This is a genomic window from Sphingomonas sp. CFBP 13714 (assembly GCF_014842205.1).
Classification (GTDB): domain Bacteria; phylum Pseudomonadota; class Alphaproteobacteria; order Sphingomonadales; family Sphingomonadaceae; genus Sphingomonas; species Sphingomonas aerolata.
On sequence record NZ_JACYVG010000001.1, the window covers coordinates 557094 to 580864 of the forward strand.

22 protein-coding genes are annotated in these 23771 nt (G+C 68.6%); 14 read left to right on the forward strand and 8 right to left on the reverse strand.

What is annotated here, in order from left to right:
- The first annotated feature begins 103 nt into the window (after positions 1-103).
- From IFT54_RS02755 to IFT54_RS02765, 3 genes are all read left to right on the forward strand, one after another.
- Positions 104-658 carry a DUF6456 domain-containing protein gene (locus IFT54_RS02755; protein WP_244648551.1) on the forward strand — a complete coding sequence of 185 codons (555 nt, stop codon included), beginning with the start codon at positions 104-106 and terminating at the stop codon, positions 656-658.
- Positions 643-1590, forward strand: coding sequence for a diaminopimelate epimerase (gene dapF, locus IFT54_RS02760; protein ID WP_192069491.1), 948 nt, complete (start codon positions 643-645; stop codon positions 1588-1590). The genes IFT54_RS02755 and dapF overlap by 16 nt, the downstream gene beginning before the upstream one ends.
- A gap of 84 nt (positions 1591-1674) precedes the next feature.
- A complete protein-coding gene (locus IFT54_RS02765; protein ID WP_056406915.1) occupies positions 1675-2229 on the forward strand; it encodes a fasciclin domain-containing protein in 555 nt (184 codons plus the stop codon).
- 241 nt (positions 2230-2470) lie between these two features.
- Here IFT54_RS02765 and IFT54_RS02770 read toward each other — a convergent pair whose 3' ends face one another.
- A complete protein-coding gene (locus tag IFT54_RS02770) occupies positions 2471-3736 on the reverse strand; it encodes a NupC/NupG family nucleoside CNT transporter (RefSeq protein ID WP_031440507.1) in 1266 nt (421 codons plus the stop codon).
- Positions 3737-3910: 174 nt separating this feature from the next.
- On the opposite strand from IFT54_RS02770, the gene IFT54_RS02775 reads away from it, so the two are divergent.
- The 6 genes from IFT54_RS02775 to IFT54_RS02800 all read left to right on the forward strand — a co-directional run bounded on the left by IFT54_RS02775 (position 3911) and on the right by IFT54_RS02800 (position 7984).
- Entirely contained in the window at positions 3911-4555 is a 645-nt protein-coding gene (locus IFT54_RS02775; RefSeq protein ID WP_031440508.1) for a queuosine precursor transporter, read from the forward strand.
- Between the two features lie 218 nt (positions 4556-4773).
- Positions 4774-5691, forward strand: coding sequence for an acetylglutamate kinase (gene argB, locus IFT54_RS02780; RefSeq protein ID WP_031440509.1), 918 nt, complete (start codon positions 4774-4776; stop codon positions 5689-5691).
- Between the two features lie 179 nt (positions 5692-5870).
- Entirely contained in the window at positions 5871-6173 is a 303-nt protein-coding gene (locus IFT54_RS02785) for a YggT family protein (RefSeq protein WP_031395935.1), read from the forward strand.
- Positions 6170-6466 (forward strand): DUF167 domain-containing protein, encoded by a 297-nt coding sequence (locus tag IFT54_RS02790; RefSeq protein WP_056406921.1) that lies wholly within the window; start codon positions 6170-6172, stop codon positions 6464-6466. The genes IFT54_RS02785 and IFT54_RS02790 overlap by 4 nt, the downstream gene beginning before the upstream one ends.
- Positions 6467-6476: 10 nt before the next feature.
- The gene (gene folD / locus IFT54_RS02795; RefSeq protein ID WP_183936131.1) at positions 6477-7367 is read left to right on the forward strand and encodes a bifunctional methylenetetrahydrofolate dehydrogenase/methenyltetrahydrofolate cyclohydrolase FolD; all 891 of its coding nucleotides are present in this window, start codon (positions 6477-6479) and stop codon (positions 7365-7367) included.
- Positions 7364-7984 (forward strand): MarC family protein, encoded by a 621-nt coding sequence (locus IFT54_RS02800; RefSeq protein WP_192069492.1) that lies wholly within the window; start codon positions 7364-7366, stop codon positions 7982-7984. Before folD ends, IFT54_RS02800 begins: the two co-directional genes overlap by 4 nt.
- A 312-nt stretch (positions 7985-8296) precedes the next feature.
- On the opposite strand, the gene IFT54_RS02805 is transcribed toward IFT54_RS02800, so the two are convergent.
- Positions 8297-10087: an AcrB/AcrD/AcrF family protein gene (locus IFT54_RS02805; RefSeq protein ID WP_192069493.1), complete on the reverse strand. Its 1791-nt coding sequence runs from the start codon at positions 10085-10087 to the stop codon at positions 8297-8299.
- A gap of 91 nt (positions 10088-10178) precedes the next feature.
- On the opposite strand from IFT54_RS02805, the gene IFT54_RS02810 reads away from it, so the two are divergent.
- Positions 10179-10604 carry a GtrA family protein gene (locus IFT54_RS02810; RefSeq protein WP_192003263.1) on the forward strand — a complete coding sequence of 142 codons (426 nt, stop codon included), beginning with the start codon at positions 10179-10181 and terminating at the stop codon, positions 10602-10604.
- 16 nt (positions 10605-10620) lie between these two features.
- The gene (locus tag IFT54_RS02815) at positions 10621-11349 is read left to right on the forward strand and encodes a class I SAM-dependent methyltransferase (protein WP_056406929.1); all 729 of its coding nucleotides are present in this window, start codon (positions 10621-10623) and stop codon (positions 11347-11349) included.
- A 39-nt stretch (positions 11350-11388) separates the two neighbouring features.
- On the opposite strand, the gene IFT54_RS02820 is transcribed toward IFT54_RS02815, so the two are convergent.
- The 4 genes from IFT54_RS02820 to IFT54_RS02835 all read right to left on the reverse strand — a co-directional run bounded on the left by IFT54_RS02820 (position 11389) and on the right by IFT54_RS02835 (position 18074).
- A complete protein-coding gene (locus IFT54_RS02820) occupies positions 11389-11628 on the reverse strand; it encodes a hypothetical protein (protein WP_192069494.1) in 240 nt (79 codons plus the stop codon).
- An 858-nt stretch (positions 11629-12486) separates the two neighbouring features.
- Complete coding sequence (locus IFT54_RS02825) at positions 12487-13479, reverse strand: glycosyltransferase family 2 protein (protein WP_192069495.1); 993 nt, start codon at positions 13477-13479, stop codon at positions 12487-12489.
- Between the two features lie 71 nt (positions 13480-13550).
- On the reverse strand, positions 13551-15362 hold the full coding sequence (locus tag IFT54_RS02830) for a DUF885 domain-containing protein (RefSeq protein WP_192069496.1): 1812 nt from the start codon (positions 15360-15362) through the stop codon (positions 13551-13553).
- Between the two features lie 591 nt (positions 15363-15953).
- The gene (locus tag IFT54_RS02835; RefSeq protein WP_031394869.1) at positions 15954-18074 is read right to left on the reverse strand and encodes a RelA/SpoT family protein; all 2121 of its coding nucleotides are present in this window, start codon (positions 18072-18074) and stop codon (positions 15954-15956) included.
- A gap of 236 nt (positions 18075-18310) precedes the next feature.
- On the opposite strand from IFT54_RS02835, the gene IFT54_RS02840 reads away from it, so the two are divergent.
- Positions 18311-18712: a winged helix-turn-helix transcriptional regulator gene (locus IFT54_RS02840; protein ID WP_244648553.1), complete on the forward strand. Its 402-nt coding sequence runs from the start codon at positions 18311-18313 to the stop codon at positions 18710-18712.
- A 4-nt stretch (positions 18713-18716) separates the two neighbouring features.
- On the opposite strand, the gene IFT54_RS02845 is transcribed toward IFT54_RS02840, so the two are convergent.
- The gene (locus IFT54_RS02845; protein WP_192069498.1) at positions 18717-19145 is read right to left on the reverse strand and encodes an acyl-CoA thioesterase; all 429 of its coding nucleotides are present in this window, start codon (positions 19143-19145) and stop codon (positions 18717-18719) included.
- Between the two features lie 271 nt (positions 19146-19416).
- Positions 19417-20625: an LL-diaminopimelate aminotransferase gene (locus tag IFT54_RS02850; protein ID WP_166746410.1), complete on the reverse strand. Its 1209-nt coding sequence runs from the start codon at positions 20623-20625 to the stop codon at positions 19417-19419.
- A 265-nt stretch (positions 20626-20890) separates the two neighbouring features.
- Here IFT54_RS02850 and IFT54_RS02855 point away from each other — a divergent pair, with 265 nt between their 5' ends.
- A complete protein-coding gene (locus tag IFT54_RS02855) occupies positions 20891-22648 on the forward strand; it encodes a PHA/PHB synthase family protein (RefSeq protein WP_192069499.1) in 1758 nt (585 codons plus the stop codon).
- Positions 22649-22781: 133 nt separating this feature from the next.
- On the forward strand, positions 22782-23666 hold the full coding sequence (gene phaP / locus IFT54_RS02860) for a phasin family protein (protein WP_192069500.1): 885 nt from the start codon (positions 22782-22784) through the stop codon (positions 23664-23666).
- Positions 23667-23771 lie beyond the last annotated feature (105 nt).

Genomic DNA, 23771 nt, shown 5'->3' on the forward strand with positions numbered 1-23771 from the left:
CTCTTGCAATTTTTGGTCGAATATGGCAAGACAATCGGGACTCGGCAAATGGAAAGGGCGGCGCATGCAGGATCTGATCGAGGTCGCGATCGCCGGGCGGGGCATGCGGCGGGATGCTGACAGGGAAGGTGAGCGGGTGGTTGAGCGGGACTCTGGCCGGGAGGTGCAGAGGGAAGGTGTAACCCGGGGCGGGCGGAGCGTCACGGTCAACCGGGCGGAGTCGCCGCTGACCTGGCTGCGGTCGCGCGGGCTGATCGATGCGCGGCAGTTTGCGGCGGGCGAGCGGTTGCGCGCGGCCTACGAGACCGCGTCGATCGCGCCGAGCGTGACGATGCGCTGGACGCCGCGGGTCGATGGCGGCGGGCACGACGCGCTCGACCCGACCGCCGCGCAGATCGCGGCGAAGCGGCGGTTCGATGCGGCGATCACGGCGGCGGGGCCGGGGCTCGCGGATATCCTGTGGCGTGTGGTGTGCGCGGGCGAGGGGCTGCCCGCGGCGGAGCGCGCGCTGTCCTGGCCGGCGCGCGCGGGGCGGCTGGCGCTGACGCTCGCGCTCGACCGGCTGGCGACACATTATGAGGGCGGAGGGCGCGAGGCTGGGGGCGGCTCGCCTTTGCGGAGCGACGCGGGTAAGGGCGCGGCATGCGCTTCGATCTGATCAAATGTCATGGCTCCGGCAACGATTTCCCGCTGATCGACGCGCGTGCGCTGTCGCTGGGCGATGCGGACTGGGCGCGCGTCGCACGCGCGCTGGCGGATCGCGCGGGGCCAGTCGGCGGCGACGGGCTGCTGCTGCTGACCGCGGGTGACGAGCAGGGGCGGGCGTTCGGGATGCGGATGTTCAATTCGGACGGGAGCGAATCGGAGACGTGCCTCAACGGGCTGCGCTGTGTCGCGCGTGCGGGGTTCGCCGCGACCGGGCTGACGCGCGCGACCGCGCGGCTGAAGACGAGCGATGCGCTGGTCGTGCGCGACGCGGAGATCGCGCCGGGCGTTTTCACGGTGCGCGAGACCGCGGGGCCGGCGTCGCTCGACGTTGCCGCCTGGCCGATGCATGTCGATGCGGACCAGATCGTCGAGACGCCGCTCGCCGGGCTGCCCTCGACGCGCGCGTTCACCGCGGTGGCGATGCCCAACCCGCATCTGGTGGCGTTCGTCGAGGCGGTCGACGATGCCGAGCTGGTCCGCGTCGGCGAGGCGTGCGAGGCGGCGCCCGACTGGCTGCCCAACCGCGCCAATGTGAGCTTTGTCGAGCTGCGCGGGACCGACCTGTTCGTCCGCACGCATGAGCGCGGGGTCGGGCTGACCGACAGTTGCGGCAGCGCGATGGCGGCGTCGACCTTCGCCGCGTGCCTGACGGGGCGGATCGCGTACGACACGCCGACGACGGTGTTCAACCGCGGCGGGCTGGTCCGCGCCGAGGCGGGGGCGGACGGGATGGTGACGCTGTCGGGCAATGCGACGGTCGAATGGACCGGGTCGGTGACGGTTGATCTGGATCCGGGCGAGCCGGGTGCGCGCGACCTGGTGATCGCGCGGCGGCATGACGAAGAGATTGCCGCCTGGGAAACATTGCGCACGGGAATGTAAAAAAGCGTGTGCATCGTTGCGGCCGGGGTGGCCGTATCTTCGCCGCGGCAGCCGGATCATCGGCGCCGATCAGGAGAGACTGTCATGACCCCCCTGTTTCGTACCACGATCATTGCCGCCGCTGTCGCCGTCAGCGGCACCGCGCTGGTCGCCGCGCAGACCAACCCGATGGTCGGCGGCGCCGCGATGTACCCGACGAAGACGATCGTCGAGAATGCGGTCAATTCGAAGGATCACACGACGCTGGTCGCCGCGGTCAAGGCCGCCGACCTGGTCGAGACGCTGTCGGGACCGGGGCCGTTCACGGTCTTCGCGCCGACCAATGCCGCGTTCGGCAAACTGCCCGCGGGGACGGTCGATACGCTGCTCAAGCCCGAGAACAAGGCGCAGCTGGCGGGCGTGCTGACCTATCATGTCGTGCCGGGGACGATCATGGCCGCCGACATCGCGGCCAAGGCGAAGGCGGATGGCGGGACTGCGAGTTACACCACCGTGCAGGGTGAGCCGCTGATGTTCATGAAGTCGGGCAGCGGCTGGGGCATCATGGACGGCAAGGGGCACAAGGGGCGGATCACGATCGCCGATGTGCGCCAGTCGAACGGGCTGATCCATGTGATCGATACGGTGATGCTGCCGTGAGGGGGTGAGGTTTCGAGCCTCACGTGCCCTCACCCTCCCAGCTTTGCGTGGGCCCCTCCCTCTCCCCCTGGGGGAGAGGGGTTTTGGGGTCCCTCGCCCCCTGGGGGAGAGGGAAGGAGGAGCCTTTAGGCGACGGGAGGGTGAGGGGTGGTTGGGATGAGCGGTCTCGAGCCTCTCGTGCCCTCACCCTCCCACGCTTCGCGTGGGCCCGTCCCTCTCCCCCGAGGGGAGAGGGGTTTGTTTAGCTGATCAGGAGGCCGGCTAGCGCGGCGGACATGAGGTTCGCCAGGCTGCCGGCGGCGAGGGCGCGGAGGCCGAGTTTGGCGATCATGGGGCGCTGGTTGGGGGCGAGGCTGCCGGTCACCGCCATCTGGATCGCGATCGACGAGAAATTGGCGAAGCCGCACAGCGAGAAGGTGATCACCGCGATCGTCCGCGGGCTGAGCCCGGGTTGCGTGCCGAGCGAGATATAGGCGACGAATTCGTTCAGCACGATCTTCTGCCCGAACAGCCCGCCGGCGATCCCCGCCTCGCTCCACGGCACGTTCAGCAGGAACATGATCGGCGCGAAGACATAGCCGAGCAGCCCCTGGAAGCTCAGCCCCGGCAGCCCGATCATGTTGCCGAGCCCGCCGAGCAGGCCGTTGGCGAGCGCGACCAGCGCGACGAAGGCGAGCACCATCGCGCCGACCGCGACCGCGAGGCGGACGCCGGTCTGCGCGCCCTGGGCCGCGGCCATGATCAGGTTGGCGGGCTTTTCCTCGTCATGCGTCGCCTGCGGCATGGGTTCGCCCGCGGACGATTCGCCGGGCAGGTCGCCGAGCGCGAGCTCGCCCTCGGGCGGCGTGACGCGGTCGGGCATGATGATCTTCGCCATCAGGATCCCGCCGGGCGCGGCCATGAAGCTGGCGGCGAGCAGATAGTCGATGCGGATCCCCATCGAGGCATAGGCCGCGAGGATCGTGCCCGCGACGCCCGCCATCCCGCTGGTCATCACGGTGAAGAGCTGCGCGGGGGTGAGGCCGGCGAGATAGGGGCGGATGACGAGCGGCGATTCGCTCTGGCCGACGAAGATGTTGGCGGCCGCGCAGAGCGATTCGACCTTCGACACGCCGATCACCTTCTCGATGCCGCCGCCGACCCAGCGCACCACGAACTGCATGATGCCGAGATAATAGAGGATCGAGACGAGGCTGGCGAAGAAGATGATGACGGGGAGCGCGGCGATCGCGAAGCTCTGGCCGCCGATCTCGGGGGTCGCCATCTTGCCGAACAGGAATTCGGTGCCCTTTTGCGAATAGCCGAGCAGATTGGCGACGCCGCCCGACATGCTGCCGAGCACGACCTTGCCGAAGCTGGAATAGAGCACGAGGATCGCGATGCCCGCCTGGAGCGCGAAGGCGGCGCCGACGATCCGCAGCCGGATCGCGCGGCGGTCGCTCGACAGCAGCACCGCGATGCCGAGGATGACGGCGATGCCTGCAAGGCCGATGATCAGTCTTTCCATGGACGCCCTGCGTTTTGGTACGGTGACACACGCGGCCCCCCGGCTGCGCAAGCGGCCGACATGACACGGGTACGCCGTGCTCGCCAGTCATTTGACGCCTGCACGCTTTCACGGCGCGGTTTCATGGGGGCTAGGCATTTGACGGCGCGCGGCATTTCGCTAGCGTCCGGCGCGATGACCACAGACCTTCCCGCGTTCCCGCGTTCGCTCTTCATTTTCTCTGTCCTCTATGGCGGCATGGTGTGCATCGCCGGCGTGCTGGGGGTGAAACAGGTCGCGCTCGGGCCGCTCGCGGTCGAGGCGGGGATCTTCGCGTTCCTGCTGCTGGTGGTGATCAGCAGCGCGATTTCGGAACTGCACGGGCAGAAGACCGCGACGTTCCTGGTGCGGCTGGGGTTCATCCCGCTGCTGGTGTCGGCCGCGCTGATCCAGCTGGTGCTCGCGCTGCCGCATGATCCGGGGATGTACCCGCCCGCGGTCGACGCCTTCCCGGTCGTCGTCGGGCAGGGCGCACGGATGATGATGGCGGGGCTGATCTCCTACGGGATCTCGCAGACGCTCAACGTGCTGATCTTCGCGCGGCTGGCGGGGCCGGTCGGCGGCGAGGGGCGGCTGGTGTGGCTGCGCGGCATGATCGCGAGCATCGTGTCGCAGGTGATCGACACGGTGCTGTTCATCACCATCTCGTTCCTTGGCGCGCGGCCGATCGTCGAGCTGATGGCAGGGCAGATGCTGACCAAGGTGGTGCTGTCGGTGGTGCTGGTGCCGTTTGCGATCACGTTCTTCGTGCGGCTGGGGCGGCGGCTGGACCGGGTTTGACGGAAGGGGGTGCGTCCCCCTCTTTGTCATCCCCGCGGAGGCGGGGATCCATAGTCTCGGACGGCGGTGAGTCCGCCGCCAGGCCAGCCAGTCTGGATTCCCGCCTGCGCGGGAATGACGGGTTGGGTGATGCCCGGTGACGGTGGGTGAGCGGGAATGACGGGGGGGAGGTGGCAGCGCGGCTTTCGCTAACCCCTCGCACTGGCTAAGGGGGCGGGATGACCGATCATACGCCCGATCCCGCCCTGCTCGCCAAGGCCGAGACGCTGACCGAGGCGCTGCCCTATCTGCAGCGTTATGCCGGCAAGACCTTCGTCGTGAAATATGGCGGCCACGCGATGGGCGACCCCGAGCTGCAGCGCGATTTCGCCGAGGACATGGTGCTGTTGAAGGCGGTCGGGATCAACCCGGTCGTGGTGCATGGCGGCGGGCCGCAGATCGGCTCGATGCTGAAGCGGCTGGGGGTCGAATCGCGGTTCGTCGACGGGCTGCGCGTGACCGACAAGGAGACCGCGCAGATCGCCGAAATGGTGCTGGCGGGATCGATCAACAAGGAAATCGTCGGCTGGATCGGCCAGGCGGGCGGCCGCGCGGTCGGGATTTCGGGGAAGGACGCCGGCCTCGTCCTCGCGCAGAAGGTCGGGCACGGGCGCGAGCCCGACAAGCTGCAGGGGATCGAGCGGCATGTCGACCTGGGGTTCGTCGGCGAGCCGATCGCGGTCGACCGGACGATCCTCGACACGCTGATCGCCGCGGACATCATCCCGGTGATCGCGCCGATCGGGATCGGTGCGGACGGGCACACCTACAACATCAACGCCGACACGATGGCGGGCGCGATCGCCGCCGCGATGGGCGCGGCGCGGTTCTTCCTGCTGACCGACGTGGTCGGCGTGCTCGACAAGCAGGGCGAATTGCTGACCGACCTGGATCCGGCGAAGATCGCCGAGCTGCGCGCCGACGGGACGATCACGGGGGGGATGATCCCCAAACTCGAGACGTGCGTCGCGGCGGTCGGGTCGGGCGTCGACGCGGCGGTGATCATCGACGGGCGCGTGCCGCATGCGATGCTGCTGGAGATTTTCACGCGGCAGGGGGCCGGGACGCTGGTGAGTGCGCGGGGTGGGGCGCGGTAGGGGTTTTTCTGCCGTCATCCCGGGCTTGACCTGGGATCCAGGGTCACGGGCCGTGGTGCTGCTTGGCTCTGGGTCCTGACTTTCGTCAGGATGACGGAAGGGGGTTGTTTGGAGGCGGCGGGGTTCTCGTTGTCGGTCCGCTGCCTTATATAAGGCATACACCAGCGGAGACCCTTGCCTTGCTCGCCCTTCTTCAGATCGTCCAGTTGCTGCTCAACCTCGTCTGGTGGGTCATCATGATCCAGGCGGTGATGTCGTGGCTCATCGCGTTCAACATCATCAACACGCAGAGCAATGTCGTCCGGTCGGTATGGGAGGCGCTGCAGCGGATCACCGAGCCGCTCTATCGGCCGATCCGGCGGATCCTGCCCGATTTCGGCACGCTCGACCTGTCGCCGCTCGTCGTGCTGCTGATCCTGTACATCCTGACCAACATCGTCGTGCCCAACATCGCGCAGAGCCTGCTCGCCCCCGGGCTGTGAGCGAACCGGCCGCCTGGCGTGCGGTGGACGGCGGTCTGGCGATCGCGGTCCGCGTGACGCCGCGCGGCGGGCGGGATGCGCTGGCGGCGGGGACGCCGGAGCATCTGGCCGCAAGGCTCGCGGCGGCGCCGGTCGATGGCGCCGCGAATGCCGCGCTGATCGCGCTGGTCGCCAAGAGCTTCGGCGTGCCCAAACGCGCGGTGAGAATCGTCGCGGGCGAGACCGCGCGGCTGAAACGCCTGCATGTCGCGGGCGACACGCCTGCGCTGGCGGAAATCGCCGCCGCGCTTTAGGACGGCGGGCATGAGTGCGACCATCATCGACGGCAAGGCCTTCGCCGCCGGCCTCCGGGCCCGTATCGCCACCGGCGTCACCGCCTTTGCCGCAGCGGCGGGCCGCGCGCCCGGGCTCGCGGTGGTGCTGGTCGGCGAGGACCCCGCGTCCAACGTCTATGTCCGGTCGAAGGGCAAGGCGACGCGCGAGGCGGGGATGGTGAGCGTCGAGCACCGGCTGCCCGCCGATGTCGGGGCCGAGGCGCTCCTCGCGCTGGTCGCGGACCTGAACGCCGATCCGACGATCGACGGGATCCTCGTCCAGCTGCCGCTGCCCAAGCATATCGACGAGCAGGCGGTGATCGCGGCGATCGATCCCGACAAGGATGTCGACGGCTTCCACCCGATCAATGCGGGGCGGCTGGCGACGGGGTCGGCGGGGTTCGTGCCGTGCACGCCGCTCGGCTGCGTGATGCTGCTCAAAAGCGTCGTGCCGAACCTGAGCGGGATGGAGGCGGTGGTCGTCGGCCGGTCGAACATCGTCGGCAAGCCGATGGCGCAATTGCTGCTGCGCGAGAGCTGCACGGTGACCGTCGTGCACAGCCGGACGCGCGACGTGCGCGCGCATGTCGGCGCCGCGGATATCGTCGTCGCCGCGGTCGGGATCCCGGAGATGATCAAGGGCGACTGGCTGAAGCCCGGCGCGACCGTGATCGACGTCGGCATCAACCGGACCGAGGCGGGGCTGGTCGGCGATGTCGATTTCGCGAGCGCGGTCGCGGTCGCGGGCGCGATCACGCCGGTGCCGGGCGGCGTCGGGCCGATGACGATCGCGTGCCTGTTGCGCAATACGCTGGTGTCCGCCGGGCGACGCGAAGGTGTCGCGATCGACGAGGCGGCGCTCGACCGGGCCGGAGCATGATCGAACTTTATATCTCGTCGCTGATCACCTTCTTCGTGGTGATCGATCCGCCGGGCTGCGCGCCGATCTATGCCGGGCTGTCGGCGAGCGCGTCGGCGACGCAGAAGCGCGCGATGGCGATCCGCGCGGTGGGCGTGTCGGCGGCGATCCTGTTCGTGTTCGCGCTGTTCGGCGAGGCGTTGCTGAAAGGGCTGGGGATCAGTCTGGCGAGTTTCCGGATCGCGGGCGGGATCATGCTGTTCCTGATCGCGCTCGAGATGGTGTTCGAAAAGCGCACCGAACGCCGCGAGGACCGCGCCGCCAAGGTCGCGAGCGATCCCGAGGCCGACGACGTGTCGATCTTCCCGATGGCGATGCCGATGATCGCCGGGCCGGGTTCGATCGCGTCGGTGATGCTGCTGATGAGCCGCAACAGCGGGATCGAGCGCTCGGCGGTGGTGCTGGCGGCGATGGTGACGATCCTGTTGCTGACACTCGTCGCGCTGCTCGCGGCGGGGCCGATCATGCGGATCCTGGGCGCGAAGATCGAGGCCGTGATCACGCGGCTGCTCGGCGTGCTGCTGGCGGCGCTGGCGGTGCAATTCGTGCTGGATGGGTTGTCGGTGGTGTTGCGGTAGCCTGGGGTCGGCGTGCGCGGTGCGCCGATTGCCGTCATCCTGACGAAAGTCAGGATCCAGAGCCAAAAGCGATACCGCACGTAACTCTGGATCCTGACTTTCGTCAGGATGACGGGGGGTGAGGTGACGGTGTCGCCGCCCCTGCTACGTCATCCCCGCGGAGGCGGGGATCCATAGGCTATGCGTTTGCCGATGACTCGCAGCGGTTGCCAGTCTGGATCCCCGCCTTCGCGGGGATGACGGTTGGGGGGCGGGGATGACGGCGCGCGTGCGCGTCCGCGTGCGCGTCCGTCGTGCGTGGGTGCCTGGACCTTAGTCGACCTTGAAGAGGCGAAGCGGGGAGTTGCGGGGGAGGGGAAGCGGGGTGAGCCACGCCGGGACCTCGTTCTTTGCCATCTGCGCGTAGAAGCCGTTGGGGCTGCGGGCCTTGTAGTTGGTTGATTCGGCGGCGTTGGGGCAGAGCAGCAGCATGGTCGCGCCGTGGCGCTTGATGATCGCGTGCGCCTCGTCGGGGGTGCGGGCGAAGGCGTGCTGGACGTCGAGGATCGCGGCGCCGTTGCGGTGATAGGGGCCGGCGATCGCGTTGTGGTGCGTGATCGTGATCAGCCGCGGGCCCATGTCGACAAAGGTGAAGATCGTCTGCGCGGGGTATTTGTTGAGCGCGAGGAGGACGGTGGTGCGCAGGCAGTTGCCGGTCGCCATGTTGACGCGCTTTTCATAGCCCTTGGGCTTGCCCACGGGGACGTATTTGAGCGCGATGCCGACGAAGAAGCCCGAGACGATCACCAGCGCGCCCGCGGTGCCGAGCACGCGCACCAGCATCGAGCGGTGGCCGAGCAGCCGGGGGACGATGACCCAGGCGAGCGCGACGCCGCCGGGGACCGCGAGCATCTGCGCGGCGGGACCGGCGCGGACCTGCCACAACAGCATCAGCACCGCGAAGGTGGTGAACAGCGCGACCGCGACCCAGCCGATCGCGCTCGGGCGGCGGCGCGCGCGCCACGCGGCGAACAGCGCGCCGAGCAGGCCGATCACCGGCAGCGTCGCGATCGCGACGCCGGTGCGCCAGCTGTGCTTGTAGATCGGCTTGGCCTCACGGACATTGTTCAGCCAGTTGCGCTGAAGCTCGGGCGAGACGCCCTCGGGCCGGGCGAGGCATTGCGGGAACATCAGCGCGAAGCCGATGACGATCGCCGCGCCCGCCGCGACCGCGAGCGCGAGACGCACCCCGCGCGATGCAGGGCCGAAGCGCGCGAGCAGGAAGAGGAGCATTCCGGCGGCGATCATCACGCTGAGCCACACGGGCGTCAGCGCGTCGCAGCGCATCGCCTGGTTCGCGTTCGAGGCGAACAGCGCGAAACCGAGCGTGCTGCCGCCACCCAGGGTCAGCGCATAGACCGCGAGCCGCGGCGCCTCGGCGCGGTCCCAGACCCAGCGCAGCGCGATGATCGCGCCGGCCATCGCGGCATAGGGGAGGAGTTCGAGCCCGATCGACAGCGACACCGCGCTCGCGATCCCGACGAGCGCGCCGCCACGGCGGGCCTGCGGGTCGCAGAGCCCGGCGAGCGTGAGGCTGAGCATCGCGAGCTGCCAGCCGTGATGGTCGATGCGTTCGGGCATGTACATCAGCATCGTCGCGGTCGCGCCGACGAGGAACAGGATCGCGAGCGGCCAGGCGAGCGGGTGGATCAGCCGCCGCACGGTCGCGCCGATGCCGAGCATCGCGATCGACAGCGGCAGCAAGGGCGCGATCCCGCAGGCGAGCCGTTCGGCCCAGCTGTTGCTGGTGAACAGGCGGAAGAAGAGGATGAGGCCGGCGATCGGCAGGTCGACGATCCGGCTCCAGTGGATGTCGAAGCCCGCGGGCGGGTTCATCCGGTACTGGCGCAGATCGTACCAGCCCTGGCCGTCGAGCCATGCGCGGACCTGCATCAGGCGCATGTTGTCGTCGGTATCGCCGAGCGACAGCCAGCGGACCTGACCCCAGCGGTCGGCCAGCGACCAGGCGGCGACGCCGAGCCATGCCAGCAGCGTCAACGCGACCCAGTGGCGATCGAGCAGGTCGCGCCCCCGCTGCCATGGGGACTGGTGGGGCTGATCCAAAACGCTTTCCTCCTGACCGCGCGCGGACTAATGCGCGGGGCGTGACGTTGAGCGCCGCTGTATCGACGCGCGTGTAAAGAACAAGGCGGGCATGCAGGCGATCAGGCGACAGATGGACCAGATGCGGGCGAGCGGCGTGCTCGGCCAGCTCTTCCGCTTCGGGATTGCGGGCGGGCTGTCGAGCGTGATCTATTCGCTCGTCTATCTGCCGCTGACCAAGTTCGTGTTTCCGCCCGAGCAGGCGGTCGCGGCGGTGCCGTTCGCCTTCGCGGTGGCGGTGACCGCGGGCTATTTCCTGCACAGCCGGTGGAGCTTCAAGGGGCATGCCGCCGAGCCGGGCGGGGCCAAGCACGTCAAGTTCGTGCTGGTGCAGGGCACGGGGCTCGCGCTCAACGCGCTGATCACCTGGGTCGGCACCGCGTTCCTTCATCTGCATCCCTGGGTGCCGCTGGTCCCCGCGGTGTTCCTTGCCGCGATCGTGACGTTCGTGCTCAACCGCTTCTGGGTATTCTCTTGATTATGGCCGATTGCTGATGGACCGCATCGTTTACGACCGGATGGCCGCGCATGATTCCACCCATTGGTGGTACCGCGCGCGCCGCGACATCCTGGCGGATTATCTGACGCGCTATGGCGGCCTGCCGGCGGATGCGAAGATCCTCGAGATCGGCTGCGGAACGGGGCATAATCTGCCGATGCTGGCGGGGTTCGGCGAGATCGACGCGATCGAGATCGACCCGGCGGCGCGCGAGATCGCGAGCGCACGGCTCGGCAAGCCGGTCGGGGCGGCGCCTTTGCCGGAGCTGCCGGGGGTGCCGCGCGGGCATTACGACCTGATCGCGGTGCTCGACGTGGTCGAGCATATCGCGGACGACGTCGCGGCGCTGAAGGCGATGGCGCAGTGCCTCGCGCCCGGCGGCAAGATCCTGATCGCGGTCCCGGCGCACCAGTGGCTGTGGAGCGCGCACGACACGGTCAACCATCACCATCGCCGCTATTCGAAGGCGACGCTGAAGACCGCGATCGCGGCGGCGGGGCTGAAGCCCGACAAGCTCGGCTATTTCAATTCGCTGCTGTTCCCGCTGGCGGCGGCGGCGCGGATTGCCGGGCGGCTGTCGGGTCGCGACGACAGCGACGATTCCCCGCCCGCCAAGCCGCTGAACGCGCTGTTCGAGCGGATCTTCCGGCTGGAGCGGCATCTGGTCGGGCGGGTGCCGATGACGCCGGGGGTTTCGATCGTGACGCTGGCGGTGCCGGGGTAGGGGTTGGGGGGGAGCGCGACGATGTGTCTGCGCTCTCCCTCACTCTTGCTGGTCCGGTGATTGCCGATAGTTGTCCGGGATCGGACGGACGAACGCCGCCAGGACGCACCCGACGATCAGCGCGCCGAGCTTCACCAGGTCGAAAGCGTCGCCGTTCTGCACGGTCTCGATCAAGCCGGTCAGGGCGAGCCAACCGATCACAAACGACAGAAATGGCGTCATGGCCATACGCAGCCGCGGGGGCAGCCTGTTCGCCAACCGTGCTGTTACCGTCGTCATCCCAATCTCCTCTGCGCGAAGGCATGTCACGACGGTCTTATGTCCGCAATCTGGCCAGGCGCCGCCCCATGTCCGTTCGCCCTGAGCTCAGTCGAAGGGTGGGTGTCGGGGGGGTGGTGCTTCGACTTCGCTCAGCACGAACGGGGGGGGGTGGTGCTGCGGTTGGGTGTGGTTCGCACGTGACGTCTCGCCAATTCCTCCCCGGCGGAGGCCGGGGTCCAGTTGGGGGACGGTGCTGACGGGCGTTGCGCTTCGTTACTCTGGCTTTCCCATCTGGGCCCCGGCCTTCGCCGGGGTGGGGCTCAGGTGTAGGGTGCGTGCCGGGGGGTGCTTCGACTTCGCTCAGCACGAACGGGGGTTTGGGGCGGTGGTGCGGTTGGGTGTGGTTCGCACGTGACGTCTCGCCAATTCCTCCCCGGCGTAGGCCGGGGTCCAGTTGGGGGACGGTGCTGACGGGCGTTGCGCTTCGTTACTCTGGCCTTCCCATCTGGGCCCCGGCCTTCGCCGGGGTGGGGGCTCAGGTGTAGGGTGCGTGTCGGGCGGTGCTTCGATTTCGCTCAGCACGAACGGGGGTTTGGGGCGGTGCTGCGGTTGGGTGTGGTTCGCCCGTGACGTCTCTCCAATTCCTCCCCGGCGGAGGCCGGGGTCCAGTTGGGGGACGGTGCTGACGGGTGTGGCGCTTCGTTACTCTGACCTTCCCGGCTGGGCCCCGGTCTTCGGCGGGGTGGGGGCTCAGGTGTAGGGTGCGTGTCGGGCGGTGCTTCGACTTCGCTCGGCACGAACGGGGACTTTGCGAGCCGGTGCTTGCGGGGTGGGGCCCCACCCCAACCCCTCCCCTGAAGGGGAGGGGCTTTTTGGTTACGTGAGGGGGGTTTCCGTGGGTTCGGCGCGGAAGCCCAGCGTGGCCTTGCCCTGGATCGGGCCGGCGATGTCGGCGACGATGTAGAGCGGGCGGCGTTTGGATTCGACGTACAGCCGGCCGAGATATTCGCCGATCATGCCGAGCACGAACATCTGTACCGCGCCGAGGAACACCGTCACCAGCATCGTCGAGGTCCAGCCCTGCACCGCGCTGCCCGAGAGCCAGCCGATCGCGATGTAGACGAACAGCAGCAGCGAGACGCCGGTGAGCGCGAGGCCGGCATGGCTGGCGAAGCGCAAGGGGGCGGTCGAGAAGCCGGTGACCGCGTCGAAGGCGAGGCGCATCATCTTGGCGAGCGGATAGTTGGTCTCGCCCGCATGCCGCTCGGCGCGGTCATAGGCGAAGGGGATCTGGCGGAAGCCGATCCAGGCGACCATGCCGCGGATGAAGCGCGCCTGTTCGGGGAGCGACAGGAACGCGTCGAGCGCACGCCGGCTCATCAGCCGGAAATCGCCGGTGTCGACCGGGATCGGCGTGTCGGTCATCTTGGTCAGCAGCCGGTAGAAGGCGGCGGCGGTGGCCTTCTTGAAGACGGTCTCGCCCGCGCGCTGGCGGCGGACCGCGTAGACGACGTCGGCCTGCTGCTCGGCCATCGCGGCGCGCATCTGGGGGAGGAGCTCGGGCGGATCCTGGAGATCGGCGTCGATGATCAGGATCTGCTCGCCCGCGCACAGGTCGAGCCCGGCGGTGAGCGCGAGCTGATGCCCGTGGTTGCGCGACAGGTTGATCGCGACGAGCCGGGGATCGGCGGCGGCGAGACGCTGCATCACCGACCAGCTTTCGTCGCGCGAGCCGTCGTTGATCAGGACGATCTCGTAATCCTCGCCGACCGCGCTCTGCGCTGCGCCCGATATGCGCGCGTGGAGGAGGTCGAGGCAGGCGGCCTCGTTGTAGCAGGGGACGACGATCGAGAGCGCGGGACGGTGCATCCCCGCTCTCTAGCCGCCCCGTTGCGCGGCGTCATCGTCCGAAATCGCCGCCCCGCGTCGGGCCCCCCGTGTCAGGCCTTGGCGAGGGCCGTCGCGCGGGCCTCGACGAGGCGTTCGAGGATCGTGAGGGGGACGGCGCCATCGCGCAGGACTTCGTGGAACTGCTTCACGTCGAACTTGTCGCCGAGGATCTTCTTCGCGGTGTCGCGGGCGCGGAGCCAGCTGATGTGGCCGAGCTTGTAGCTGCAGGCCTGGCCGGGCATCGTGCAGTAACGCTCGATCTCGCGCTGCGAACGGGGGCGGGCGAAGCCGACGGTGTCGACGAAATAGTCGGTCGCCTGTTCGCGCGTCCAGCGCTTGGCGTGGATGCCGGTGTCGGCGACGAGGCGCGCGGCGCGGAAGAGGAAGGACTGGAGATAGCCTGCGCGTTCGATCGGGCCGGCATAGCCGCCGAGCTCGTCGGCGAGCTGTTCGGCGTAGAGCGCCCAGCCCTCGACATAGGCGCCGAAGAACGAGAATTTGCGCAGCAGCGGCGTGTCGAGCCCGGCGACGAGGCTGAGCTGGAGATGATGCCCCGGCACGCCCTCGTGATAGGTGAGCGAGGGGAGCGTGTATTTGGGCCAGTCGGCGACGCTTTTCAGGTTGATGAAGTAGATCGCCGGGCGCGACCCGTCGAGCGCGGCGAGCCGGTAATAGCCGTTCGAGGCGCCGTCCTGGATATCGGTCGGGACCGCGCGGATCTGGAGTGGGGCGGACGGCGGGTTTATGAACGCCTGGGGGAGCTTGGCCTGCATCGCGGCGAGCCCGGTGTTGAGCCCGGCGATGAGGTCGGTGCGGCCGGTGGGCGTGTCGGGATAGAGCTGTGCCGGGGTGGCGTTGAAGGCGGCGAGGCGTGCGCCGATGCTGCCCTTGGTCAGGCCTTGCGCCTTGAGGATGGTGTCGAGTTCGGCGCCGATCTGCGCGACCTGGTCGAGGCCGAGTTTGTGGACCTCGTCGGGGGTGAAGTTGGTGGTGGTCGCCTGGGCGAGCGCGGCGGCGTAGATCGCGTCGCCGCCGGGGACCGCCCAGAGCCCGGCCTCGGCGCGGGCCGTGGTCCGGAGCTGCTTGACCAGTGCGATCTGGCGGTCGAGCGCGGGATAGACCTTGTCCGTCACGAGCGCGGTGGCGCGGCGGTCCCAGTCGCCGGTCAGCCCGGCGGCCCTGGTGCGCGTCGCGACCGAGGTGACGAGGCCGCTCTGCGCGGGCGCGGGAGCGCGCAGCGCCGCCATCTGGCCGAGCGCGAGGTCGAGCGAGAAGCCGGGGGCGACGAGGCCGCGTTTCGCACGCTCGGCCTGCGTCGCGGTGTCGCCGTCGAGCGCGGTCGCGAACGCGTCGAGGCGCGCGCAATAGGCGTCGGCGTCGGCGGCGGTCTTGATCGTGTGCGCGCTGTCGAGGAAGTCGGGGACGTCGAAATAGGCGCCGTCCTGCTGGCTGATGACATAGGGGTTGGTGGGGGAGCCGAGCCCGAATTTTTCGGCGGCGGTGCGCTGCTGGTTCTGCGAATAGAGCACGACCTCGCGGTTGAGGCGGCCGGCGTCGGAGAGCGTGGCGGGGGGCACGGCCTCGATCTGCGCGATCGTGCGGGTGGTGCGCGCGAGGTTCGCCCTGACCGCGCCGGGGGTGTAATCGCCGAGCCGGCTTTTCAGCGCGGCGTTGGCGCCCTTGTCGAGGCCGAGCTGGGTGGCGAATTCGGGGGCGTATTTGAGGTTCGCGTCGAAGATCGAGGTGAGGAGCGCGTCGAGCTTCGCGTCGCCGGGGGTGGCGCCGGCGGCGAGGGCTGCGCGCGGGACGAGGGCGAGGGTGGCGAGCATGCTCGCGGACGAGAGGAAGGCGCGACGGTTCATGTGATGGGTCCCCCGGGGTGTTGGGGGGGATAGTAGCTGGGGAATTGTGCGGGGCAAGCGCGGGGGGGCTTGTCCGCCCGCGTCGTCATCCCCGCGGAGGCGGGGATCCATAGGCTATGCGTTTGGTGGTGGATCGCGGGCGGTCGCCAGTCTGGATCCCCGCCTGCGCGGGGATGACGGGGGAGGGGGCGGCTCTCCCCTTTCGTCATCCTGGACTTGATCCAGGATCCAGAGCCACGGGCGGGGTGCTGCTTGGCTCTGGATCCTGACTTTCGTCAGGATGACGGTGGGAGGTGGGGCACGTTCGCGCGCTTCGTCAGCGGGGGCGGGGCGGGGGCTTGTCCGGCCGCTCCGTCATCCCCGCGGAGGCGGGGATCTATAGTCTATGCGGGTGTTGCCGGATCGCGGGCGTTCGCCAGTCTGGATCCCCGCCTGCGCGGGGATGACGGGGGTGGGGGTGCTCCTTCTTCGTCATCCCGGGCTTGACCCGGGACCCAGGGTTGCGGGCGGTGGTGCTGCTGGGCTCTGGGTCCCGACTTTCGTCGGGATGACGGAGAGGGGGATGGCGCGGGGGACGGCGTGGAGTGGCGGTTAGACGCGTTCGACGGTGTTGACGGCGTCGGCGGCGCGGAGGCCGGCCATGAGGCGCATGAGTTGCTGGATGTCGTGGACCTCGACGTCGATCTCGTTGGTGTGGAAGCTGGTGTCGCGCGTGTCGAGGCGGAGGTTGATGATGTTGGCCATGTGCGTGCCGATGATCGACGCGACCACGCCGAGCGAGCCGGGTTCGTTCTTGACCATCACCGAGATGCGCGCGACCGCACCTTCGGTCTTTTCGCCCCAGGCGACGTCGACCCAGTCGGTTTCGTTCTCGGTCCGCTCGGCGAGTTCGGCGAGCACGCGGCAGTCGATCGCATGGACCTCGATCCCCGCATCGGGGCGGCGCAGGCCGACGATGCGGTCGCCGGGCACCGGGTGGCAGCAGGTGGCGAGGTCATAGGCGACGCCCGGCGTCAGCCCCTTGATCGAGATCGCGCTCGACTGCGGGGCGACCGCGTGGCCGAGATCGGCGCCGGTCGAGCCGGGCATCAGCGCCTCCATCACCTGTTCGTCGGACACGGTGCGGCGCGCGATCGCGACCATCAGCGCGCCCTCGTCGGCGAATTTGAGCCGCTTGAGCGCGGGCTCGGTCGCGTCGGGGCCGATCGGGGCGGGGAGGCGCGAGGCGATGTCGTCGAACAGCGTGCGGCCGAGCGCCTCCTGCTCGACGCGCTCCTTGTGGCGCAGATGGCGGCGGATCGCGGCGAGCGCCTTGCCGGTGGTCGCGACGTTGAGCCAGTGGGGTTGCGGCGACTGGCCCTTCGAACGCAGGATCTGCACCTGGTTGCCGTTTTCGATCACGGTCGAGAGCGGCACGACGCGGCCGTCGATCTTCGCGCCGACCGCCTGGTCGCCGAGATCGGTGTGGACCGCATAGGCGAAGTCGATCGGCGTCGCGCCCTTGGGCAGCTGGATCAGTTCGCCCTTGGGGGTGAAGGCGAAGATGCGATCGGCGTACATCGCCATCCGGGTGTGTTCGAGCAGCTCCTCGGGGCTTTCGGCGGTGTCGAGGATCTCGACCAGGTCGCGGATCCAGCTGACCTGATGCTCGCCGCCGCCGATCGTCTGGCCGCCGCTCTTCTGCTTGTAGGCCCAGTGCGCGGCGAGGCCGAATTCGGCCTGGGCGTGCATCGCCTCGGTCCGGATCTGGATCTCGATACGCGCATTGTCGGCATGGATCACGCTGGTGTGGAGCGAGCGATAGCCGTTGCGCTTGGGCGTCGAGATGTAATCCTTGAACCGGCCGGGCACCATCGGCCAGCGCTGGTGGATGATGCCGAGCGCGGCGTAGCAGTCCGCCTCGGTCGGGACGATCGCGCGGAACGCCATCACGTCGGACAATTGTTCGAAATTGATGTGCCGTTCGGACATCTTGCGGAAGATCGAATAGGGATGCTTCTCGCGCCCCGCGACCTCCGCCTCGATGCCGGCGCGCGACAGCACGAGTTTGAGCCCCGAGGCGATCTTGGCGATGCGGTTGCCGTCGCCGTCCTTCAGCTGCTCGAGCCGGCGGTTGATCGATTCGGAGGCCTCGGGTTCGATCTGTTCGAAGGCGAGCGTCTGCATCTCGCGCATGAACTCGTACATGCCGATCCGCTCGGCGAGCGGCGCGTAGATGTCCATCGTCTCCTTGGCGATGCGACGGCGCTTCTCGGGCTTGGCGATGTGATGCAGCGTGCGCATGTTGTGCAGCCGGTCGGCGAGTTTCACCAGCAGCACGCGGATGTCGTCGGACATGGCGAGCAGGAACTTGCGCAGGTTCTCGGCGGCGCGCTCGTTCTCGGTCTGCGCCTCGATCTTGCTGAGCTTGGTGACGCCGTCGACCAGCCGCGCGACCGACGGGCCGAACAGCCGCGTGATCTCCTCGGGCGTGGCGACGGTATCCTCGATCGTGTCGTGGAGGATCGCGGTGGCGATCGTCTCGTCGTCGAGATGCAGATCGGTGAGGATGCCCGCCACCTCGATCGGATGGCTGAAATAGGGATCGCCGCTCGCACGCTTCTGCGACCCGTGCGCCTGCATCGAAAACACATAGGCGCGGTTCAGCAGGGCCTCGTCGGCATCGGGATCGTAATCGAGGACTCGATCGACGAGTTCATATTGGCGCAACACCCGACATAGATGGGGCCGCAGCGTGTTGCTTTGCAACCAAAAGCGTCCGGTCACCGTGATAGACGCACTCGATGAGCGCATCGCGCGGCGGGATGCTATAGGCTAGACCGGGGTCGGGGGGAGCCGGGACTATGGGGATTTCGGGGGGGATTTCGCGGGGAATTTCGCGGGGGATTTCGCGGGGGATTTTGCGCGAGCCGCTGCGCGAATGCAGCCTGCCGGCGGCGCTCGAGGCGATGGGGGAGCGCTGGTCGTTCCTGATCCTGCGCGCGGCGTTCAACGGGCTGCGTCATTTCGAGGAATTCCAGGCCGAGCTGGGCATCGCGCGCAACATCCTGGCGAACCGGCTCGCGCGGCTGGTCGAGCACGGGATCCTCGCGCGGCGGCCGCTGCCCGAGGATCGCCGCAAGATCGCCTATGGGCTGACCGAAAAGGGCTTTGCGCTGCTGCCGACGATGATCGCGCTCCGGCAATGGGGCGAGCGGTGGGAGACGCGGATCCCGGCCTTCCCGATCCTGGTCGATGCGCGCGACCGGCAGCCGATCGAACAGGTCGCGGTGCGCGCGCATGACGGCCGCGTGCTGGGCCGGGGCGAGCTGATCTGGGCGCTGCCGGGGGAGATCGGCGCGACGGACTGAGCGGTCAGGCGGGGGTGGCGAGCCGCGCGATATGGTCGCGGATCGCTGGCGACAGGGGTGCGGGGCGGCCGGTCGCGAGATCGACATGGACGCTGACCATCGTGATCACGGTGTGGAGCGCGCCGCTTTCGGCATGCGTCAGCTCGATCCGCTTGGTGAGGCTCGACGTGCCGACCCGCTCGATCCGGACATGCGCCGCGATCGTGTCGCCGAGGCGGAAGGGCGCGAGATAGTCGATCTCGGTGCGGCGGACGTTGAACTCGGTGTCGTCCCAGCCGGGCACCGCGGCGGCGATCCCGCTCCAGTCCCAGAAGTCGGTGATCGCGACATCGGCATATTCGAGATAGCGCGAGTTGAAGACGATCTTCTGCCCGTCGATCTCGGCGTAGCGGACGCGCAGGGTGGTGGAGAAGGCGAAGCCGGGGCGGGTCATGGCTTTGGGGGATGGCTGGGGCGGGGGGTGGCGTCAACCTTTCGGGGGGCTGCTCTTCCCGCCGTCATCCCGGGCCTGACCCGGGACCCAGAGCCGCGGGCGGGGTGCTGCTTGGCTCTGGGTCCTGACGTTCGTCAGGATGACGGGTGGGGAGGGGGCGCTGCTTCCTCCTTCGTCATCCCGGGCCTGACCCGGGATCCAGAGCCGCGGGGGTGGTGCTGTTTGGCTCTGGGTCCTGACGTTCGTCAGGATGACGGGTGGGGGCGGCGGGTCAGCCGGCGCCCTGGGCGGGGGTGTTGACGCCCATGCTCTGGAGGTAGCGCTTCACGTTGCGCGCGGCCTGGCGGAGGCGTTGTTCGTTTTCGACCATCGCGATGCGGACATAGCCCTCGCCATTCTCGCCATAGCCGACGCCGGGTGCGACCGCGACGTGAGCATGGGTGAGGAGCTGCTTGGTGAATTCGAGGCTGCCGAGATGCGCGAGCGCGGGCGGGAGCGGCGCCCAGGCGAACATCGAGGCGCGCGGCGAGGGGATGTCCCAGCCGGCGCGGCCGAAGCTTTCGACGAGCACGTCGCGGCGCTTGTGATAGAGCTCGCGGTTGCGCGCGACGATGTCCTGCGGGCCGTTCAGCGCGGCGCAGGCGGCGGCCTGGATCGGGGTGAAGGCGCCGTAGTCGAGATAGCTCTTCACCCGGGCCATCGCCGCGATCAGCGTCTTGTTGCCGACCGCGAAGCCGATCCGCCAGCCCGCCATCGAATAGGTCTTGCTGAGCGAGGTGAACTCGATCGCGATGTCCTTGGCGCCCTTGACCTGGAGGATCGAGGGGGTCGGATTGCCGTCGTAATAGAGCTCGGAATAGGCGAGGTCGGAGATGATCCAGACCTTGTTCTCCTTCGCCCAGGCGACGAGCCGTTCGTAAAAGGCGAGGTCGACCGCCTCGGCGGTCGGGTTCGACGGATAGTTGACGACGAGGATCGACGGGCGCGGCACGGTGAACGCCATCGCGCGCTCGAGGCTCTCGAAATAGGCGTCGTCGGGGGTGGTCGGCACCGCGCGGATCGTCGCGCCGGCGATGATGAAGCCGAAGGTGTGGATCGGATAGGACGGGTTGGGCGCGAGCACGACGTCGCCGGGCGCCGTGATCGCGGTGGCGAGGCTGGCGAGCCCTTCCTTCGAGCCCATCGTCACGACGACCTCGGTCTCGGGATCGACATCGACGCCGAAGCGGCGGCCGTAATAGTTCGCCTGCGCCTTGCGAAGGCCGGGGATGCCGCGCGACTGCGAATAGCCGTGCGCGCCGGGCTTGCTGGCGACCTCGACGAGCTTGGCGATGACGTGCTCGGGCGGCGGCAGGTCGGGATTGCCCATGCCGAGATCGATGATGTCCTCGCCGCCCGCCCGCGCCGCCGCCCGCATCGCGTTCACTTCGGCGATGACATAGGGTGGCAGGCGTTTGATGCGGTAGAAATCGTCGGACATGATCGGCCCCGAGCTGGAGGAAGGGGTGCTGTACCGTATGCCGCGGGGGGCGTCATCCACCGCGTTTGGGTTCTGGCGGGAAAGGTGGGGGCGTGCCGGCCCTTCTTCGTCATTCCGGGCTCGACCCGGGACCCAGAGCGGCGGGCGTGTACGCTGCTTGGCTCTGGATCCTGACTTTCGTCAGGATGACGGAGTGGGTGGGGTGCGGGGGTGCTTTCGCCGGGTGGGGGAGTGGGTTAGGCTTGGGCAAAAGGAGAGGTCGCCCATGTCCGAGACGCCGGGGATTGCCGCACCGACGCTGGCCGAGCTGCAGCACTGGACCTGGGTGATGGGGCGCGCGCAGCAGATGATGATGGCGCAGGGGCTCGATGCGATCACCGCGCCGCTCGATGCGGCGGTGCCCGAGGCGATGGTGGTGCCGGGGTTCAACGATCCGGCGACGCTGTCGCGGGTGCGCGATTTCTGGCGGGACGGCTTTGCGCTGTGGCAGCAGATGCTGGTGCCCGCGGGGGGCGGCGCGGCGCCCCAGCCCGAGCCCGGGCCCGCGACCGACAAAAGGTTCAAGGCGGCGCAGTGGCGCGAGCCGGTGTTCGACCTGATCCGGCAGAGTTACCAGACGATCGGCGACCAGATGCTGCGCAGCGTCGACGCGGTCGAGGGGCTGGAGCCGCGGCAGAAGGAGCAGCTGCGCTTTGCGACGCGCGGCTTCGTCGATGCGATGAGCCCGACCAACTTCGCGCTGACCAATCCCGAGGTGATCGAGAAGACGATCGAGACGCGCGGCGCCAACCTGTTGCAGGGGCTGCAGAACATGATGGCGGACATCGGCCGCGGGCAGCTGAGCCACACCGCACAAGGCAGTTTCGAGCTGGGCCGCAACCTGGCGATGACGCCGGGCAAGGTCGTGCTGCGCACGCCGCTGTACGAGCTGATCCATTATGCGCCGACCACCGAGCGCGTGCAGGCGACGCCGCTGGTGATCTTTCCGCCGTGGATCAACCGCTTCTACATCCTCGACCTCAACCCCGAGAAGAGCTTCATCCGCTGGGCGGTCGAGCAGGGCTTGAGCGTCTTCATGGTGTCGTGGAAGTCCGCGGATGCGAGCATGAAGGACGTGATCTGGGACGATTATGTCGCCGCGCAGATCGAGGCGATCGAGACGGTGCGCGGCCTGCTCGAGGTGCCCGCGGTGCATACGATCGGCTATTGCGTGGCGGGGACGACGCTGGCCGCGACGCTGGCGGTGCTGAGCGCGCGGGGGCAGGCGGACCGCGTCGCGAGCGCGACGTTCTTCACGGCGCAGGTCGATTTCGCGGATGCGGGCGAGCTCGCGCATTTCATCGACGACGAGCAGATCGCGCTGCTCGGCACGCTGTCGCCCGAGGGGTTTCTCGACGGGCGCTATATGGCGGCGACGTTCAACCTGCTGCGCGGGCGCGACCTGATCTGGAATTACGTCACCAACAACTATCTGCTCGGCAAGGATTATGTGCCGTTCGACCTGCTCCACTGGAACGGCGACACGACCAATCTGCCGGCGAAATGGCACAGGGCCTATCTGACCGACCTGTACCGCGACAATCTGCTGGTCGAGCCGGGCGCGATGGTGGTGGACGGCACGCCGGTCGACCTCGGCCGTGTGACGACGCCGGCCTATGTCCAGGCGGGGCGCGAGGATCATATCGCGCCGGCGGCGAGTGTGTGGAAGCTGACGACCGCGCTGTCGGGGCCGGTCCGCTTCGTGCTGGCGGGGTCGGGGCATATCGCGGGCGTGGTCAACCCGCCCGCCGCGGGGAAATATCAATATTGGACGCTCGATCCGGCCAGCACCGACGCGCCGGCGAGCCTCGACGCGTTCGTCGCCGCGGCGGTCGAGACCAAGGGGAGCTGGTGGCCCGACTGGGTCGCGTGGCTGCGCGCGATGGGGGACGAAACGGTCGCGGCGACGGGGGCGCGGATCCCGGGCGAAGGGGCGCTGCCCGCGCTTGGCGAGTCGCCGGGAGACTATGTGCGGATGCGGTGAGCTAAGGCCGCGTCCAGCGCCCGTTAACCAACACGTTGAATCGGGGAATATATTGCACTGCACAATGACGATTGTCGGGGCGTTGCAACTGTGATATATTGCGACGCAACACGATAAGGCGGGGGCAGATGTGATGCGGGGGTCTGGTTCGAAGTCGGGCGATCGCGGGACGGTCAAATCCGTCGCGCCGGCGCGAGCCAAGCGAGTCGCCAAGCCCGTCGCGTTGCCCCCGGCCGAGATGGTCGCGGCGGTTGAGACGGCCCTGGTCGCGGAGCCTACCCCGATCGTGGAGCCGGCTCCGGCAGCCGTGCAAGCCCTCGAAATCGCACCGCCCGAGACCGCGCCCGTCGCGCTTCCCGAGACTGCGCCCGAGACGGCAGTCGCCGCGGTCGAGGGGGCGGCGGGGATCGCTGCGGCGGACATCGCCGCGCAGCCCGCAAGCCCCGACGAGGCGCAACCCGCAAGTACCGAAGACGCGCAGCCCGCCGTGACCGGCGTCGCGGTGCCGCTTGCAACACCCGTTTCGACACCAGCAGACATCGTCGTTCCCGTCGGAGCGGCGCGTACAGGAAAGGATGGCATGATGAATTTCGACACCGGCACGATCGAAAAGACCCAGGCAATGTTCGCCGACCTCTCGACCCGCGCGAAGGGCGCGATGGAGAAGAGCGCGGCTGCGTTCGAGGACGCCAATGCGTTCGCCAAGGGCAATATCGAGGCGATCGTCGAATCGTCGAAGATCGCCGCCAAGGGCGCCGAGACGCTGGGGCACGAGGTTTCGGCCTATGCCAAGGCGTCGTTCGAGGGCGCGACCGAGGCGATGAAGACGCTCGCCGCGGCCAAGTCGCCGACCGAGTTCATGAAGCTGCAGGGCGATTACATGCGCACCGCGTTCGACACGCTGATCGCCGACAGCGCGCGTTCGACCGAGATGATGATGAAGATGGCGGGCGAGATCACGCAGCCTTTGTCCAACCGGGTCGCGCTGGCGACCGAGAAGCTGAAGATCGCCAACTGAGCCGGTGACCGGGGTCGGCGCTACGCGTCGTCTCCGGCCGGATGCGAGACGGGAGGGGCGGGCAGGGGATCCCTTGCCTGCCCCTTTTGCGTGGCGCTTGTGCCT

Coding starts and splice junctions, on each gene's coding strand:
- IFT54_RS02755 (WP_244648551.1), top strand. CDS start 104: ATGCGGCGGGATGCTGACAGGGAAGGTGAGCGGGTGGTTGAGCGGGAC.
- dapF (WP_192069491.1), top strand. CDS start 643: ATGCGCTTCGATCTGATCAAATGTCATGGCTCCGGCAACGATTTCCCG.
- IFT54_RS02765 (WP_056406915.1), top strand. CDS start 1,675: ATGACCCCCCTGTTTCGTACCACGATCATTGCCGCCGCTGTCGCCGTC.
- IFT54_RS02770 (WP_031440507.1), bottom strand. CDS start 3,736: ATGGAAAGACTGATCATCGGCCTTGCAGGCATCGCCGTCATCCTCGGC.
- IFT54_RS02775 (WP_031440508.1), top strand. CDS start 3,911: ATGACCACAGACCTTCCCGCGTTCCCGCGTTCGCTCTTCATTTTCTCT.
- argB (WP_031440509.1), top strand. CDS start 4,774: ATGACCGATCATACGCCCGATCCCGCCCTGCTCGCCAAGGCCGAGACG.
- folD (WP_183936131.1), top strand. CDS start 6,477: ATGAGTGCGACCATCATCGACGGCAAGGCCTTCGCCGCCGGCCTCCGG.
- IFT54_RS02800 (WP_192069492.1), top strand. CDS start 7,364: ATGATCGAACTTTATATCTCGTCGCTGATCACCTTCTTCGTGGTGATC.
- IFT54_RS02810 (WP_192003263.1), top strand. CDS start 10,179: ATGCAGGCGATCAGGCGACAGATGGACCAGATGCGGGCGAGCGGCGTG.
- IFT54_RS02815 (WP_056406929.1), top strand. CDS start 10,621: ATGGACCGCATCGTTTACGACCGGATGGCCGCGCATGATTCCACCCAT.
- IFT54_RS02820 (WP_192069494.1), bottom strand. CDS start 11,628: ATGACGACGGTAACAGCACGGTTGGCGAACAGGCTGCCCCCGCGGCTG.
- IFT54_RS02825 (WP_192069495.1), bottom strand. CDS start 13,479: ATGCACCGTCCCGCGCTCTCGATCGTCGTCCCCTGCTACAACGAGGCC.
- IFT54_RS02830 (WP_192069496.1), bottom strand. CDS start 15,362: ATGAACCGTCGCGCCTTCCTCTCGTCCGCGAGCATGCTCGCCACCCTC.
- IFT54_RS02840 (WP_244648553.1), top strand. CDS start 18,311: ATGGGGGAGCGCTGGTCGTTCCTGATCCTGCGCGCGGCGTTCAACGGG.
- IFT54_RS02845 (WP_192069498.1), bottom strand. CDS start 19,145: ATGACCCGCCCCGGCTTCGCCTTCTCCACCACCCTGCGCGTCCGCTAC.
- IFT54_RS02850 (WP_166746410.1), bottom strand. CDS start 20,625: ATGTCCGACGATTTCTACCGCATCAAACGCCTGCCACCCTATGTCATC.
- IFT54_RS02855 (WP_192069499.1), top strand. CDS start 20,891: ATGTCCGAGACGCCGGGGATTGCCGCACCGACGCTGGCCGAGCTGCAG.
- phaP (WP_192069500.1), top strand. CDS start 22,782: ATGCGGGGGTCTGGTTCGAAGTCGGGCGATCGCGGGACGGTCAAATCC.